Genomic DNA, 16,510 nt, shown 5'->3' with positions numbered 1-16,510 from the left:
GCATTCCTGGGAGGTTCGAGCACCAGCTCGTGCCTTTTTACCAGCGGCATCGCGTTGCTTGATGGAAACGCTGTCGAGCTGGTGCTCGACAATCCCAGGAGGGAATCTCGCTGAGGTTGGTGTGTGCGGACGGATTGGTACCCCTGGGAAGTTCGAGCACCAGCTCGTACCTTTTTAAAAGCGGTCGGTAGCCTGCACTACCGACCGCTTTTTTCTTACAGCAACATCGACCGGATATCACCCAGCAGTTCACCCAGACGCTTGGTGAACTGGGCTGCGGCGGCGCCGTTGATGGCGCGGTGGTCGTAGGACAGTGACAGCGGCAGCATCAGCTTGGGCTGGAAGGCTTTACCATCCCATACTGGCTGCATGGTTGCCCGGCTCACGCCGAGGATCGCCACTTCCGGGGTGTTGACGATCGGGGTGAAGTAGGTACCCCCGATGTGCCCCAGGCTGGAGATGGTGAAGCAGGCGCCTTGCATGTCGTTGGCGCTGAGCTTCTTGTTGCGGGCCTTGTCGGCGAGTTCCGCCGCTTCGGCAGCCAGCTCCAGCAGGCTCTTCTTGTCTACATCGCGGATCACCGCAACCAGCAGACCGTCCGGTGTGTCCACGGCAAAGCCGATGTGCACGTAGTTCTTCTGGATCAGTTGCTTGCCGTTGGGCGCCAGCGAGACGTTGAAGTTCGGCTGTTCGCGCAGCAGATGAGCACAGGCCTTGAGCAGGAACGGCAGTACGGTCAGCTTGACGCCGGCCTTTTCCGCCACAGCTTTCTGGGCCTTGCGGAAGTCTTCCAGTTCGCTGATATCGGCCAGGTCGAACTGGGTGACATGGGGTACGTTCAGCCAGCTGCGATGCAGGTTGCTGGCACCGATCTGCTGCAGACGGGTCATGTCCTTCAGTTCCACTTCACCGAAGCGGCTGAAGTCGACTTCCGGTACTTGCGGGATGCCGGCACCACCGGTTGCGGCTGCGCCGCCGGTTTCCTTGCTCTTGCGCATGACGCTCTGGACGAAGCTCTGCACATCCTCCTTGAGGATGCGATTGCGCGGGCCGCTACCCGATACTTCGGTCAGCTCTACACCAAATTCCCTGGCCAGCTTGCGTACGGCCGGGCCGGCATGGACCTTCTTGTTGCCACGGCTGGGCGCGCCGACCGGGGCCGGTGCGGCTTGCTTGGCGGCCGGAGCTGGAGCGCGTTCTTCCTTGGCTGGTGCTGCTGCGACTTCTTCCCTGGTTTGCTCGGCGGCGGGTGCCTGCTCGGCTTCTTCAGCCTCGCCTTCCACGCGCATGCGCAGCATCAGATCGCCGGCTTTCACTTCCTGCTCGAGTTTTACCTCGATGGCTTCGATCACACCGGCGGCTGGTGCCGGAATCTCCATGCTGGCCTTGTCGGATTCCAGGGTCAGCAGGCTCTGTTCAGCCTCGACCTTGTCGCCGACCTGCACCATCAGCTCGATGACCCGTGCACTGCCATCGCCAATATCGGGGATATTGAACGATTGCACGCTGCTTTCGGCTTTCTTCGGTGCTGGCTTCTGCGCTGGGGCAGGGGCTGCCGTTTCCTGCTTGGCCGGCTCCTGCGCTGCTTCTTCTTCAGCTTCGCCTTCGCCTTCAACGCGGATATGCATCATCAGGTCGCCGGTTTTCACTTCCTGGTCCATCTTGACCTCGATGGACTCGATGACGCCGCTGGCCGGTGCCGGGATCTCCATGCTGGCCTTGTCGGATTCCAGGGTCAGCAGGCTCTGCTCGGCCTCGACCTTGTCACCTACCTGCACCATCAGCTCGATAACGCGCGCGGTGCCATCACCTATATCGGGGATGGTGAACGACTGAACGCTGCTGCCGGCTTTCTTCGGCGCGGGTTTTTCCGCCGGGGCAGGAGCTGCTGCTTCCTGCTTGGCCGGCTGCTCGGCTTTGGCTGCTTCCTCGGGCTTCTCGTCGGCCGGCTGCTCGCCGCCCTCGATGTCCAGCTCGATCAGCTCGTCACCTTCGGACAGGCTGTCGCCCAGCTTCACCTTGATGGCCTTGATGACGCCAGCCTTGGGGCTCGGCAGCTCCATGCTGGCCTTGTCCGATTCCAGTGTTACCAGACTCTGTTCCACTTCGACGCGATCGCCGACCTGAACCAGGATCTCAATGACTTCGCCTTCGCCGCCGATGTCGGGTACCTTGATCACTTCACTCATGGCCGTCTCCTCAGCAGTTCAGCGGGTTGGTTTTGTTCGGGTCCAGACCGAAGGTGGCCTGGGCCTCGATCAGTACCTCGGGCTGCAGCTCGCCGTTCTCGACCAGCGCCGACAGGGTGGTGTAGACGATCCAGCGACGGTCGACTTCGAAGAAGTCGCGCAGCTTGCGGCGGCTATCACTGCGGCCGAAGCCATCAGTACCCAGCGCCTTGAAATTGCCAGGTATCCACTGGCGGATCTGCTCGGCATACAGCTTCATGTAGTCGGTAGCGGCGATGACCGGCCCGCTGCGCTCGGCCAGGTTCTGCTCGACGTAGGTCAGGCGCGGTGTGTCGGTCGGGTGCAGGCGGTTCCAGCGCTCCACGTCCAGGCCGTCGCGACGCAGTTCGTTGAAGCTGGTGACGCTCCAGATATCGGCGCTGATACCGTAATTCTTCTGCAGAATTTCCGCGGCTTCGCGGACTTCGCGCAGAATGGTACCGCTGCCCATCAGCTGGACATGCTGCTTGCCTTTCTCCTTGGCCTCATCGAGCAGATACATGCCGCGGATGATGCCTTCTTCCACGCCTTCGGGCATGGCCGGCTGGGCGTAGGCTTCGTTCATCACGGTCAGGTAATAGAAGATGTTTTCCTGCTCTTCCATCATCCGGCGTGAGCCTTCGCGGATGATCACCGCCAGCTCGTAGCCGTAGGTGGGGTCATAGGTGCGGCAGTTGGGGATGGTCGATGCCAGGATATGGCTGTGACCATCTTCGTGCTGCAGACCTTCGCCGTTCAGGGTGGTGCGACCAGCGGTGCCGCCGATCAGGAAGCCCTTGGCGCGGCTGTCACCAGCGGCCCAGGCCAGATCACCGATACGCTGGAAGCCGAACATCGAATAGAAGATGTAGAACGGCAGCATCGGCTGGTTGTAGGTGCTGTAGGCCGTGGCAGCGGCGATCCAGCTGGACATGGCGCCGGCCTCGTTGATGCCTTCGTTGAGGATCTGGCCTTTCTTGTCCTCGCGATAGAACATCACCTGATCCTTGTCCACCGGCTCATACAGCTGGCCGACGGAGGAGTAGATGCCCAACTGGCGGAACATGCCTTCCATACCGAAGGTACGGGCTTCGTCAGGGACGATCGGCACGATGCGCTGACCCAGTTCCTTGTCCTTCAGCATTTGCGCAAGGATGCGCACGAAGGCCATGGTAGTGGAAATTTCGCGCTCGCCGGTGCCATCGAGAATCGACTTGAGCGTTTCCAGCGGAGGAACCGGGATCGGCGTGCTGCTGACGCGGCGCTGCGGCGTGTAACCGCCCAGAGCTTCGCGGCGAGAGTGCAGGTACTTGTACTCGGGCGAGCCTTCTTCCGGACGGTAGAAGGGCAGCTTCTCCAGCTCACTGTCGTTGAGCGGAATACCGAAGCGGTCGCGGAAGGTCTTCAGGCTCTCGGTGTCGACCTTCTTGGTGTTATGCGCGATGTTCTGGCCCTGGCTGGCGCCGGTGCCGTAGCCCTTGATGGTCTTGGCCAGAATGACGCTGGGCTGGCCTTTGTGGTTGGTCGCCGCGTGGTAAGCCGCGTATACCTTGTACGGGTCGTGGCCGCCACGGTTGAGCTTCCAGACTTCCTCGTCGGACATGTCTTCGACCATCTTCTTCAATTCCGGACGGGCGCCGAAGAAGTGTTCGCGTACATAGGCGCCATCGTTGGCCTTGTAGTTCTGGTAGTCGCCGTCGACGACTTCTTCCATGCGTTGCTGCAGCAGACCGTCATGATCGCGGGCCAGCAGCGGATCCCACAGGCGGCCCCAGATGACCTTGATCACGTTCCAGTCGGCGCCACGGAAGTTGCCTTCCAGCTCCTGAATGATCTTGCCATTACCACGCACCGGGCCGTCGAGGCGCTGCAGGTTGCAGTTGATGACGAAGATCAGGTTGTCGAGCTTCTCGCGACCGGCCAGGGAAATAGCACCCAGGGACTCGGGCTCGTCACACTCGCCGTCACCCAGGAAGCACCAGACCTTCTGCTTGCCGGGCTCAATGAAACCGCGGCTTTCCAGGTACTTCATGAAGCGTGCCTGGTAGATCGCCTGGATCGGGCCCAGGCCCATGGAGACGGTGGGGAACTGCCAGAAATCGGGCATCAGCCAGGGGTGCGGATAGGAAGACAGGCCGTTGCCGTCGACTTCCTGGCGGTAGTTGGTCATCTGCTCTTCGCTGATCCGGCCTTCCAGGAACGCGCGGGCATAGATACCCGGTGAGGCGTGACCCTGGTAGAACACCAGGTCACCGCCGTGTTCCTCGGTGGGGGCCTTGAAAAAGTAGTTGAAGCCGATGTCATACAGGGTGGCGCTGGAGGCAAAGGTGGAGATGTGGCCACCCAGGTCCGGATCCTGCAGGTTGGCGCGCATCACCATGGCCAATGCGTTCCAGCGCACCATGGAGCGGATACGGCGCTCCATGAACAGATCGCCGGGCATGACCGCTTCGTGGGTCACCGGAATGGTGTTGCGATAAGGGGTAGTGATCGCATAGGGCAGGCGGGTGCCGGTGCGGCTGGCCAATTCGCCCATGCGTTTGATCAGATATTCCGCCCGATCCTCGCCCTCGGCATCGAGAACGGATTCCAGGGCATCGAGCCATTCCTGGGTTTCGAGTGGATCGATATCATCGTGCTTCATATTGTTCTCCAGACCTTGTGGGTCCCGTGGTGGAAAAACGATTGCATGTCGGAGTGGGGTGAAGGACTCGAAAATGCAATGGTCAAGGGTGCGTGTAGTTTTACTACAAAACGAATAAGAAAACCATCCGGTCACATGAGATTCTGTAGTGAAACTACATCGGTGGCCCGGGTTTTTTCGCTGTGCTCTTTTCCATGCGCCCCGGGCGTGGCAATCTGCATCCTTCGGATGTATTCAGGATAGACCATGTCTCTTTCATTGCCGCTCACCTTGCCTGCCAGCCTGCAGCGGCTGGTGGATCATCATCTGGCACAGTGGCGGCTCGCCGTCCAGCAAGCCGGGTTGGCCTCCAGCCTGCCGCAACTCGGTGACACCTTCATGTCCGAACTGCAGCAGGTGCTGGTGGGCAGCGACTTCGTTGCCGAGCAGCTGCGCCGCGATCCGCACATGGCCTGGCGTCTGGTCGAGGGTGAGCGGCTCTGGCGTTCGCTGGCACCGGGCGAGATGGCCGAGCTACTGGCGGAAGCGCTGGCGCCGGCGACTACCGAGGATGAACTGGCCCGGCTGCTGCGACGTTTTCGTCAACAGCATCAGGTGCGCATTATCTGGCGTGACCTGCTGCGCCATGCGGCAACCATGGAGACCACCCAGGATCTGTCCGACATGGCTGATGTTTGTCTGGAGCAGGGGTACCGCTGGCTGTATCGGCACATGAGCGAGGGCCTGGGAACACCTTGCGATCACGCTGGAGAACCGCAGCATCTGGTCGTGCTGGGCATGGGCAAGCTGGGGGCCCATGAACTGAACCTGTCCTCGGATATCGATCTGATCTTCGCCTACCCCAGTTCCGGTGAAACCCAGGGCGGTCGGCGCAGTCTGTCCAATCAGGAGTTCTTCACCCGGGTCGGACAGCGCCTGATCAAGCTGCTGGATGAGGTGACGGTCGACGGCTTCGTGTTCCGCGTGGACATGCGGCTGCGTCCCTATGGTGACAGCGGCGCGTTGGTGTTCAGCTTTAACGCCCTGGAACAGTATTACCAGAGCCAGGGTCGTGACTGGGAGCGTTACGCCATGATCAAGGCGCGGGTGGTGGCGGGCGATCAGCAGGCCGGCGCCGAGCTGCTGTCCATGCTCAAACCCTTCGTCTATCGGCGTTATCTGGATTTTGCCGCGATCGAGGCGCTGCGCAACCTCAAACAGATGATCCAGCGTGAAGTGCAACGCAAGGGTCTGGAAGACAACGTCAAGCTGGGCGCTGGCGGTATCCGCGAGGTGGAATTTATCGGCCAGGCATTCCAGCTGATCCACGGGGGCCGCGACCGCAGCCTGCAGCAACGGCCAATCCTGCCGGTGCTCGATGTGCTGGCCACCAATGTCTATCTGCCCGACGCCGCGGTGGATGAGCTGAAGGGCGCCTATCTGTTCCTGCGTGATACCGAACATGCGCTGCAGGCCATCGACGACCGCCAGACCCAGATGCTGCCCATTGATGCGCTGGGGCAGGCCCGGGTGGCGTGGGTAATGGGGTTCGATTCCTGGGCAGACTATCGCACCCAGCTGGATCTGCAGCGCAGCAAGGTGGCGCAGCATTTTGCCGGGGTGATCGCCGATCCGGACGAGGACGAAGATCAGCCGCAGCTCGATTATGAGGAATGGATGCTGCTTTGGAACGACCTGCCCGAAGCGGAGCAGGCTCAGCAGCAACTGGCCGAAGGTGGTTTCCAGGATCCCGTGCGTGCCTGGGAGCTGTTGCGTAATCTGATGGGCTCGGCGCGGGTGCGAGCCATGCAGCGCATGAGTCGTGAGCGGCTCGATATCTTCATGCCGCGGTTGTTGGGGATGGCATGCGAGCAGGAAGACCCGGACCTGGCGCTGGAACGAGTCATGCCGTTGGTCGAGGCGGTGGCGCGGCGCTCGGCCTATTTGCTGCTGCTCACGGAAAACCCCGGCGCGCTGCACGAATTGCTGGTGCTTTGCTCTGCCAGCCCGCTGATCGCCGAGCAGATTACCCGCTATCCAGTGGTGCTGGATGAGCTGTTGAACTCAGGGCGCTTGTATCGTCCGCCGGAAATCGCGGAGCTGGTGGACGAGCTGCGTCAGGAACTGGTGCGCATTCCCGAGGACGACCTGGAACAGCAGATGGAAGTGCTGCGCTACTTCAAACGTGCCCATGTATTGCGGGTGGTGGCCTCTGAGATCGCCGGGAGTCTGCCGCTGATGAAGGTCAGTGACTACCTGACCTGGACTGCCGAGGCCATTTTGCAGCAGGTGCTGGAGCTGGCCTGGAGCGATATGGTTCGGCGTCATGGCGTGCCGCGGCGGCATGATGGCAGCCCCTGCGAACTGGATTTCACCATTGTCGGTTACGGCAAGGTGGGGGGGATTGAGCTATCCCACGGGTCCGACCTCGATCTGGTATTCATCCACGACGGCGATACCGATGCGGAAACCGATGGCGCGCGCCCCCTGGATGGTGGCCGTTTCTATACCCGCCTGGGCCAGCGCATCATCCATATACTCACTGCCCAGACCACCTCCGGCGCGCTCTATGATGTGGATATGCGGTTGCGTCCCTCGGGTGATGCCGGGCTCTTGGTCACCTCGCTGGATGCCTTTGCCCGTTATCAGCGTGAGCAAGCCTGGACCTGGGAACATCAGGCTTTGGTACGCGCCCGACCGCTGGCTGGCTGCCCGCGGCTGGGTGAAAAGTTCATTCGCCTGCGCGCTGACGTGCTGGGCCAGGAGCGAGAAGAAGCAAAGCTGCGCCAGGACGTGCTGAGCATGCGTCAGAAGATGCGCGACAACCTCGCCACGCAGGCCACCCATGGCGGTTTCGCCCCCACGGCTTTCAGCGCCGAGACGCTGTTTGATCTGAAGCAGGACGCTGGAGGTATCGTTGATATCGAATTTATGGTGCAATATGCGGTTCTGGCCTGGTCGTGCCGGTACCCCGAGTTACTGCGTTTCACGGATAACATCAGAATATTGGACGGGCTGCGTGACGCCGGATTGATCGCCGGTGAGGACGTTCAGCGATTGCAGGAGGCTTACAAGGCCTACCGCGCAGCAGCCCATCGCCTGGCTTTGCAGAAGCAGCCGGGGAAAACACCTGGCGACCAGTTTCATGACTACCGACATGACATCATCCGACTCTGGCGACAATGGCTGCCAGAGGCTGCGGATGCCTGAATGACATTACATTCGAACAATGCGGCGGGCATGACCAGGCCAGAAAACGATAGGAAAGCTCCGCCAGATGCGGATGCGCAATCCTGAACCCTAGATAGATATATGAATGGAGCTGGCTGTTATGTCGATGGCTGATCGTGATGGTGTTATCTGGTTTGATGGTCAAATGGTTCCGTGGCGCGACGCCAACGTCCACGTCCTGACCCACTCGCTGCACTACGGCATGGGCGTATTCGAGGGTGTGCGTGCCTACAACACCGATCAGGGCACTGCGATTTTCCGTCTGCAGGCGCACACCGACCGCCTGTTCGACTCTGCCCACATCATGGGCATGAAGATCCCCTTCACCAAGGAACAGATCAACGAAGCGTGCCGCGCTGCGGTGCGTGAGAACAACCTGGATACCGCCTACATTCGCCCGCTGGTGTTCTACGGTTCCGAAGGCATGGGCATCCGCGCCGACAACCTCAAGGTGCATGTGGTCATCGCTGCCTGGTACTGGGGAGCCTACATGGGTGACGAGGCGCTGGAGCAGGGCATCCGCATCCGTACCAGCTCCTTTACCCGTCATCACGTCAACATCACCATGACCCGCGCCAAGTCCAGCGGTGCCTACATGAACTCCATGCTGGCCCTGCAGGAAGCCGTTTCCGCTGGCGCTGACGAGGCCCTGTTGCTGGACCCCGAAGGCTACGTGGCTGAAGGTTCGGGTGAGAACGTCTTCATCGTCAAGGACGGTGTGATCTATACCCCGGAAGTTACCGCCTGCCTGAACGGCATTACCCGCGGCACCGTGTTGAGTCTGGCCGAAGAAATGGGTATCAAGGTGATCGAAAAGCGCATCACCCGGGACGAGGTCTACATCGCCGATGAGGCCTTCTTCACCGGCACCGCGGCTGAAGTCACCCCGATCCGCGAAGTGGACAACCGCCAGATTGGTATCGGCCGTCGCGGCCCGGTCACCGAGAAGCTGCAGAAGGCCTACTTCGACCTGGTCAATGGCCGGATTCCGGCGCGCCATGAATGGCTGACGCTGGTGAAGTAAGCTGAAAGCGGCAGGCTGGAGCGGGATGTCACAGGTGTTGCGGCATTCCGCTTTCAGCCTCAGGCTTAGAGCTTCAAGCTTATGAGAATTCTGATAGTTGGTCCCAGTTGGGTTGGTGACATGGTGATGGCGCAAACGCTGTTTGCCTGCCTGAAGCTGCGTCACGGCCCCGACTGCCTCATTGATGTGCTGGCGCCGGAGTGGAGCCGGCCGATTCTCGAGCGCATGCCCGAGGTCAACCAGGCCCTGAGCTTCCCGCTGGGCCACGGCGTATTGGATATCGCCAGCCGCCGACGTATCGGCAAGAGCCTCGCTGGCCAATACGACCAGGCCATTTTGCTGCCCAATTCCCTGAAATCGGCGCTGGTGCCGTTCTTTGCCGGCATCCCCAAGCGCACCGGTTGGCGCGGCGAGATGCGTTACGGTCTGTTGAATGACCTGCGGATACTCGACAAGGAAGCCTATCCGCTGATGATCGAGCGCTTCATGGCGCTGGCCTGGGAGCCTGATCATCAACTCTCGCGCCCTTATCCACGGCCAACACTGCAGATCGATCCGGCCAGCCGGGAGGCGGCGCTGGCGCGCTTCGGCCTGGAACTGGACCGGCCGGTGCTGGCGCTCTGTCCCGGTGCCGAGTTCGGCGAGGCCAAGCGTTGGCCGGCCGAGCACTATGCTGCCGTGGCGGACCGCAAGGTCCGTCAGGGTTGGCAGGTTTGGCTGTTTGGCTCGAAGAACGATCATCCGGTGGGCGAGCAGATCCGTGGTCGGCTGATTCCCGGGCTGCGTGAAGAGTCCAGCAACCTGGCCGGGGAAACCAGTCTGGCCGAGGCAATCGATCTCATGTCTTGCGCCACCGCGGTGGTCAGCAACGATTCCGGCCTGATGCATGTAGCGGCGGCGCTGAACCGGCCGCTGGTGTCCGTGTACGGATCCACCTCGCCGGACTTTACCCCGCCGCTGGCCGAACAGGTTGAAGTGGTGCGGCTGGGGTTGGACTGCAGCCCGTGTTTTGACCGTACCTGTCGCTTCGGTCATTACAACTGCCTGCGGGACCTTGAGCCGCAGCGGGTGATCGATGCGCTGGATCGCCTGGTCGGTGATCCTCTGCCTGACCCGCAACTGTGACCGATATGCGCGTATTGCTGATCAAGACCTCCTCCATGGGAGATGTGATTCATACCCTGCCGGCGCTGACCGATGCTCAGGCCGCGTTGCCGGGCATCAGTTTCGATTGGGTGGTGGAAGAGAGCTTCGCCGAAATTCCGCTATGGCACCCCGCGGTGGCCGAGGTGATTCCGGTGGCCATCCGCCGCTGGCGCAAGAGCCCGCTGAAAACCTTGCGCACCGGTGAATGGCAGCGTTTCCGGCGACGCCTGAAAAGCCGCCACTATGATCTGGTCATCGATGCCCAGGGACTGCTGAAAAGTGCGCTGTTGACGGTAGGTATCAAGGCGCAGGTGGCTGGGCTGGATTCTGAATCGGCCCGCGAACCACTGGCCAGTCGGCTGTATGATCAGGCCGTCAATGTAGCTTGGGGCCAGCATGCCGTTGAGCGGGTGCGTCAGCTATTTGCCCAGGCGCTGGGTTATCAGGTGCCGGATAGCACCGGACAGTACGGGTTGAACCGCTCCTACCTGGCCGGCGAATATTCCGGTGAAGACTATGTGGTCTTTCTGCATGGTACTACCTGGGTCACCAAACACTGGCCCGAGCTGTACTGGAAGCAGCTGGCGGAGCTGGCGGTGGAGCGGGGCATGCAGGTCAAGTTGCCCTGGGGCAATGACGCCGAAAAGGCTCGTGCCGAGCGCATCGCCGCTGGCCTCCCAGGCGTTCAGGTGCTGCCCCGGTTGCCGCTGGCGGGTATGGCCAATATCCTTGCCGGTGCCCGCGGCTGCGTGGCGGTGGATACCGGGCTCGGCCATCTGGCCGCAGCACTGGATGTACCCACGATCTCCCTGTTCGGCCCGACCAACCCCGGCTTCACCGGCGCCTACGGCGCGGTCCAGAGCCATCTCGCCAGCGACTTCCCCTGCGCGCCCTGCATGAGCAAGAAGTGCAAGTACGAGCCCACCCCCCAAGACGCCCGCGAGTTTGACCTGCGCCGGGAATTGCCGCTGTGCTTTACCCGATTGTCGCCCGAGCGGGTTATGACTCAACTGGAAGGATTGTGGCTGGCCGAGCGTTAGGCCGTCGCAGTTTTTGGCAGGTCTATGGCGACCCGGTCGGTCGACTTCCCCTCAGCGGCGGTGCAGCACCCAATCCAGTATCTATCGCAGCGAACCAGCGCCTGGGAGGGTCGAGCATTAGCTCGACCAGCGGAGCCGCCAACTACACCCGTCATCGGGCTGGTCCTCGACGGTCCCAGGAGCCGTAATCCGCGGCAGCTTGAGTTCGCCCGCTGCCCCAGCGTCCAAGCCAGCTATGCTAAACTCGCCGATTCATTTGAACTTTGTGCTTTTGCGCATATACAGCCGTCGCCCTCGCCAAGCAGATGAACACCTTGGCATTCCAGACAACGAGAGCCCCGATGCAACTGGCATTTCTGCTTTACAAATACTTCCCCTTCGGTGGTTTGCAGCGGGACTTCCTGCGGATCGCTCGGGTGTGCCAGCAGCGTGGTCATGCGATCCGTGTCTATACCATGGACTGGGAGGGGGAGCGGCCGGCCGGCTTTGATATCCGCCTGATCAAGGCTAGCGCGCTGACCAGCCACCGCCGCAACGAGAAGTTCCTCAGCCAGGTCCAGGTCGACCTCAGCCGTGAGCCGGTGGATCGGGTGATCGGTTTCAACAAGATGCCCGGTCTGGATGTCTATTATGCCGCTGACGGTTGTTATGAAGACAAGGCGCAGAGCCAGCGCAGCTGGTTCTACCAGTTCGGCCCGCGCTATCGACATTTTTCTGCCTATGAGCGTGCCGTGTTTGCTCCGCAGGGGCGCACCGAGATTCTGATGATATCCGAGGTGCAGTTGCCGCTGTTCATGCAGCATTACCGTACCCCGCCAGAGCGTTTCCATCTGCTGCCACCGGGGATCTCCTCTGACCGCCGCGCACCTGACAATGCGGCGGAGATCCGCGCCGCTTTTCGCCAGGAGTTCAATCTGGGAGCAGATGACCTGTTGCTGGTGCAGATCGGCTCGGGCTTCAAGACCAAGGGCCTGGATCGGACACTCGAGGCCGTGGCGGCCTTGCCAGCCGAGCTGCGCCAGCGCACGCGCCTGATCGTCATCGGTGCCGATGATCAGGCGCCGTTTCTGCGGCAGGTTCGCGCGCTGGGCATAGCCGAGCAGGTGCAGATCCTCCAGGGGCGGGATGATGTGCCGCGTTTTCTGCTGGGAGCCGATTTGCTGATTCACCCGGCCTACAACGAAAATACCGGCACCGTGCTGCTCGAGGCGCTGGTCGCCGGGCTGCCGGTCCTGACCACGGCGGTATGCGGTTATGCGCACTACATCGAGGAGGCCGATTGCGGCCTGGTGGTGCCCGAGCCCTTCGAGCAGAGCACATTGAACAGCTGGCTGGCGCGCATTCTTGATGATCCGGAAACGCGGCAGGAATGGCAGCAGAATGCACTGGAATATGCCGAGCATGCCGACCTGTACAGCATGCCGGAGCGGGCAGCCGATGTGATTCTGGGAGAGCTGGCGTGACACTGGTGTTGAAAGAACCTTTCAAGGCACTCTGGGCCGGCCGCGATGCCTTCGCCGAGGTGGAAAACCTGCAGGGCGAGGTCTTCCGCGAACTGGAAGCGCGCCGTACCCTGCGTACCGAGGTCGATGGGCGGGGCTATTTCGTCAAGATTCACCGGGGCGTCGGTTGGCGGGAAATATTCAAGAACTGGTCCACGCTGAAGAAACCGGTGCTGGGTGCCGATCAGGAATGGGAGGCAATCGACGCGCTGACCCATGCCGGCGTGCCGACCATGACCGCGGTGGCCTTTGGCGAGCGCGGTGCCAATCCCGCCACTCGGCATTCCTTCATCATCACCGAAGAATTGGCACCGACCATCAGTCTGGAGGATTTCACCCTCCATTGGCCAAGTGACCCACCGCCGGCAGCACTGAAGCATGCACTGATTCACCGGGTGGCGGAGATGACCGGACGGATGCACCGCGCCGGAGTCAATCATCGTGACTGCTATATCTGCCACTTCCTGCTGCACACCGATGCGCCGCCGACCCCGGACAATTTGCGCTTGTCCCTGATCGATCTGCACCGGGCCCAGGTGCGGGCTGAGGTGCCGCGCCGCTGGCGTGACAAGGATCTGAGCGGGCTGTATTTCTCTGCGCTGAATATCGGCCTGACCGAGCGCGACAAGTTGCGTTTTCTGCGCACCTATTTCCAGCGCCCGCTGCGCCAGATTCTGGCCGACGAGGCGGTGCTGCTGAGTATGCTGGAGCGCAAGGCTGCGCGGTTGCAGACCCGGTTTGAGCGCAAATATGTCAAGGATGGCGGTGGAAAATGAGTCGTTGGAACCTTAACCCGGAATATGCCGTTGGGCCGACCGGGACGGCTTTCGCCACGCTGGATGCGGTGTTCGCATTGCAGGGAGAGCTGATCGCCACTGACCCGCTGAGTGAAGTCCTACGGGTGCAGGTGGGCGCGCGCTTCTATTACGTCAAACGCTACCATGGTGCCGGCAAGCATTTGCGGCGCTTCATCGGGCGCCCACGGGTCATGGCGGAGTGGCGCAACCTGCTGTATTTCCGCGCCTGGGGGATACCTGTCGCCACGGTGGTGGGCTATGGCATGGAGCGGCGCTACGGTTTCTTTCAGCGTGGGGCGCTGATTACCGAGGAGTTGCCGGGCACGCAGGATATGGCGCATCTGGCGCGCGATAATGATCCGCGGCTGCGGGACCCGCGCTGGCTGGGGCATGTCCTGCCGCAGATTGCCCATGCCACGCGGATAATGCATGAGCACCGTTTTGCGCACAACGATCTCAAATGGCGAAACATTCTGGTAGACGATCTGCCGCTGGGTAATATCCATATGATCGATTGCCCTGGCGGGACCTTCTGGTGGGGCCCGTTCCTCGAACGACGCAAGATCAAGGATTTGGCGTGCCTGGACAAGCTTGGCAAATACCATTTGAGTCGGACGCAAAGGCTGCGTTTCTATCTGGTGTACTGCGGTCAGCAGCAGCTCAAGCGTAGCGATCGTGCGCGCATCAGAAAAGTTGAGCGGTATTTCGAGGGACGAGAATGAACACATCGCCTTTCATTGCGGTGAGTGCGTGCGCTACCTTGCGGCGTCATCAGCTGGATAACTTCAATGACCTGTGGCACGTTGCAGCGGAATTGGTGGACGAGCCCAACCATGACCGGGGAGGTGTCAGCAGTGTCAGCCGCCTGACGCTGGAGGATGCCAACGGCCGGCCGCAGGTCTTCTATCTCAAGCGTCAGAGCAACTACCAGATCCGCAACCTGCGCAGGCCGTTCGGGGAGCCCACGGCGAGCCGCGAATTCTACAACATCGGCCGGTTTGCCGAGCGTGGCATACCCGCATTGGAAGCGGCCTTTTATGGGCAGCGGAAGGTGGAGGGCGAACTGCAGGCCATCTTGTTGACCCGAGAGGTAAAAGGTTATCTGCCGTTGGATGACTGGTTCTCCCGCTGGGATCAATTGAGCTTCCGATTGCAGCGTGACCTGATTACCGCGGCAGCATCATTGGTGGCGATGCTGCGTGAGCAGGGTGTCGTACATAACTGCCTCTACCCCAAGCACCTGTTCCTGCGGCCCACTGAAGACGGAGTTGGTGCCCGCTTCATCGACCTGGAAAAGTCCCGTGCGCATCTGTTTTCTCCTTGGGGAAACATGCGTGATCTGGATGCGCTGAACCGTCGCAGCCGGGCACCCAGCCGCACTCAGCGCCTGCGCTTTCTGCTGACCTACCTCGGCAAATCGCGGGTCGATGCGGAAGTCCGTTATTGGGCCCGCCGTGTAACGCGTCGTACTGCCAAGAAGAGCAAGAGGCGCAAATGAGTTCTACCACGGCCAGACTCCGCGACGCTGGGCGTACACCCCCAACCGATATCACGCTGGTGCTTGCCGGTGGCAAGTCGCTGCAGGTCCATCGCTGGTTGCGTGTCCTGCCGGGGAAGCGTCTCGTGGGGTACGGTGAATGGGATGGGAAAAAGGTATTGGCCAAGCTGTTCATCGCCACCGGCGCCGAGCGGCACTGGCAGCGTGAAAGCGTGGGAATTCAGGCGCTGCAACAGGCGGGGATAAGCACCCCGGCTCTGTTGGATAGTGGTGACTTGCCTGGCGGCGGATATTATCTGCTGACAGAGTACCTGGCGGATGCGCAAAGTCTTCAACAATGTTGGGAGCAGTTGACGGATCAGTCGCCACACAATCCGCAGGCTTTCGCTGTTCTACAAGGCGCGCTGCAGATAATCGCGGTCATGCATGCCAAGGGGCTCTTGCAAGCCGACCTGCATTTGGGCAACTTCTTGCAGGATGGACAGCAGCTGTATGTCATCGATGGCGATGCGATCGATGCGCAGCATTCGGGCAAGCCGCTGCCGCTGGCGGCGGTGCAGAGCAACCTCGGCCTGTTCTTCGCACAGTTGATGCCGCAATGGGATTCCCAACTGGAGGCATTGTTGCGTGTCTACCTGGATTGCAACGCCATTGCCGGTTTGCAATCCAGGGCCCTGACGGCGGAGATCAAGTCGCAGCGACAGCGGCGGCTGGATAACTTCCTGGGCAAAACGCTGCGTGACTGCAGCCAGTTTGCGGTGACCAAATCGGGCGACCGTTTCTGCGCTGTGCTGCGCTCGGAGCAGGACGCGCTGGCATCTGTGTTGGCCGACCCCGACAGCCTGTTCGGCAGCGCCCCATTGCTCAAGGATGGTGGCAGCAGTACGGTCACGCGGGCCAACGTGGCCGGCCGCGAGCTGGTTATCAAACGCTACAACATCAAAGGGGCTGGGCATTGGCTCACCCGTTTCTGGCGCCCCAGCCGCGCCTGGCATTCCTGGTTGGCCGCCTGGCGGTTGAGCTTTCTCGGCATTGCCACGCCGCAGCCGCTGGCCATGATCGAGCGGCGAATCGGACCACTGCGCCGCGAAGCCTGGCTGGTCACTGATTACTGTCCTGGTGAGAGTCTGTTCGAGCGGTTGGGACAAACAGGCGAAGCGTTACCTGATCAAGCCACCGCCGACGCCATATTGCGTATCTTCAATCAATTGAATGATGCCTGGATCAGTCATGGCGATTTCAAGGCGAGCAACTTGCTATGGCAGGAAGGGCAGGTGTGGTTGATTGATCTGGACGCCATGCAGAGCCATGCAAATGAAGCAAGCTGGCGCAAGGGGTGGGCCAAGGACAGAGCGCGTTTCATACGCAATTGGCCTGTCGACAGCCCGTTGGCGCAATGGCTGGAGAAAACGCTTCCTCGCTGATCAGAAAGCGCATCCTGA

General features: G+C 61.1%; 11 protein-coding genes. 9 read left to right on the top strand and 2 right to left on the bottom strand.

Going from position 1 to position 16,510, the window contains the following annotated elements; translation table 11 throughout:
- Positions 1-215: 215 nt before the first annotated feature.
- Both aceF and aceE read right to left on the bottom strand, forming a co-directional pair.
- A complete protein-coding gene (aceF, locus tag DHB74_RS09505) occupies positions 216-2,189 on the bottom strand; it encodes a dihydrolipoyllysine-residue acetyltransferase (protein ID WP_499161282.1) in 1,974 nt (657 codons plus the stop codon).
- Between the two features lie 10 nt (positions 2,190-2,199).
- Entirely contained in the window at positions 2,200-4,851 is a 2,652-nt protein-coding gene (gene aceE / locus DHB74_RS09500) for a pyruvate dehydrogenase (acetyl-transferring), homodimeric type (protein ID WP_036990721.1), read from the bottom strand.
- A gap of 246 nt (positions 4,852-5,097) precedes the next feature.
- Between aceE and glnE the strand changes: the two genes are divergently transcribed.
- The 9 genes from glnE to DHB74_RS09455 all read left to right on the top strand — a co-directional run bounded on the left by glnE (position 5,098) and on the right by DHB74_RS09455 (position 16,492).
- Positions 5,098-8,040 (top strand): bifunctional [glutamate--ammonia ligase]-adenylyl-L-tyrosine phosphorylase/[glutamate--ammonia-ligase] adenylyltransferase, encoded by a 2,943-nt coding sequence (gene glnE / locus DHB74_RS09495; protein WP_499161281.1) that lies wholly within the window; start codon positions 5,098-5,100, stop codon positions 8,038-8,040.
- 121 nt (positions 8,041-8,161) lie between these two features.
- On the top strand, positions 8,162-9,085 hold the full coding sequence (locus DHB74_RS09490; protein WP_036991180.1) for a branched-chain amino acid transaminase: 924 nt from the start codon (positions 8,162-8,164) through the stop codon (positions 9,083-9,085).
- 81 nt (positions 9,086-9,166) lie between these two features.
- Positions 9,167-10,210, top strand: coding sequence for a lipopolysaccharide heptosyltransferase II (waaF, locus tag DHB74_RS09485; protein ID WP_499161280.1), 1,044 nt, complete (start codon positions 9,167-9,169; stop codon positions 10,208-10,210).
- A gap of 5 nt (positions 10,211-10,215) precedes the next feature.
- Complete coding sequence (waaC, locus tag DHB74_RS09480) at positions 10,216-11,271, top strand: lipopolysaccharide heptosyltransferase I (RefSeq protein WP_136869235.1); 1,056 nt, start codon at positions 10,216-10,218, stop codon at positions 11,269-11,271.
- Between the two features lie 341 nt (positions 11,272-11,612).
- On the top strand, positions 11,613-12,734 hold the full coding sequence (locus DHB74_RS09475; RefSeq protein WP_136869236.1) for a glycosyltransferase family 4 protein: 1,122 nt from the start codon (positions 11,613-11,615) through the stop codon (positions 12,732-12,734).
- Positions 12,731-13,549: a lipopolysaccharide core heptose(I) kinase RfaP gene (gene rfaP, locus DHB74_RS09470; RefSeq protein WP_136869237.1), complete on the top strand. Its 819-nt coding sequence runs from the start codon at positions 12,731-12,733 to the stop codon at positions 13,547-13,549. Before DHB74_RS09475 ends, rfaP begins: the two co-directional genes overlap by 4 nt.
- Entirely contained in the window at positions 13,546-14,292 is a 747-nt protein-coding gene (locus tag DHB74_RS09465; protein WP_136869238.1) for a lipopolysaccharide kinase InaA family protein, read from the top strand. Before rfaP ends, DHB74_RS09465 begins: the two co-directional genes overlap by 4 nt.
- Positions 14,289-15,068 carry a lipopolysaccharide kinase InaA family protein gene (locus DHB74_RS09460; protein ID WP_136869239.1) on the top strand — a complete coding sequence of 260 codons (780 nt, stop codon included), beginning with the start codon at positions 14,289-14,291 and terminating at the stop codon, positions 15,066-15,068. The genes DHB74_RS09465 and DHB74_RS09460 overlap by 4 nt, the downstream gene beginning before the upstream one ends.
- Positions 15,065-16,492 (top strand): lipopolysaccharide kinase InaA family protein, encoded by a 1,428-nt coding sequence (locus DHB74_RS09455; RefSeq protein WP_499161279.1) that lies wholly within the window; start codon positions 15,065-15,067, stop codon positions 16,490-16,492. The genes DHB74_RS09460 and DHB74_RS09455 overlap by 4 nt, the downstream gene beginning before the upstream one ends.
- Positions 16,493-16,510: the final 18 nt, after the last annotated feature.

This window comes from Pseudomonas sp. G11-1 (assembly GCF_024031555.1).
GTDB lineage: Bacteria > Pseudomonadota > Gammaproteobacteria > Pseudomonadales > Pseudomonadaceae > Halopseudomonas > Halopseudomonas bauzanensis.
Note: the sequence above shows the minus strand (reverse complement) of the source record. Positions and strands in the feature narration are given on the sequence as shown.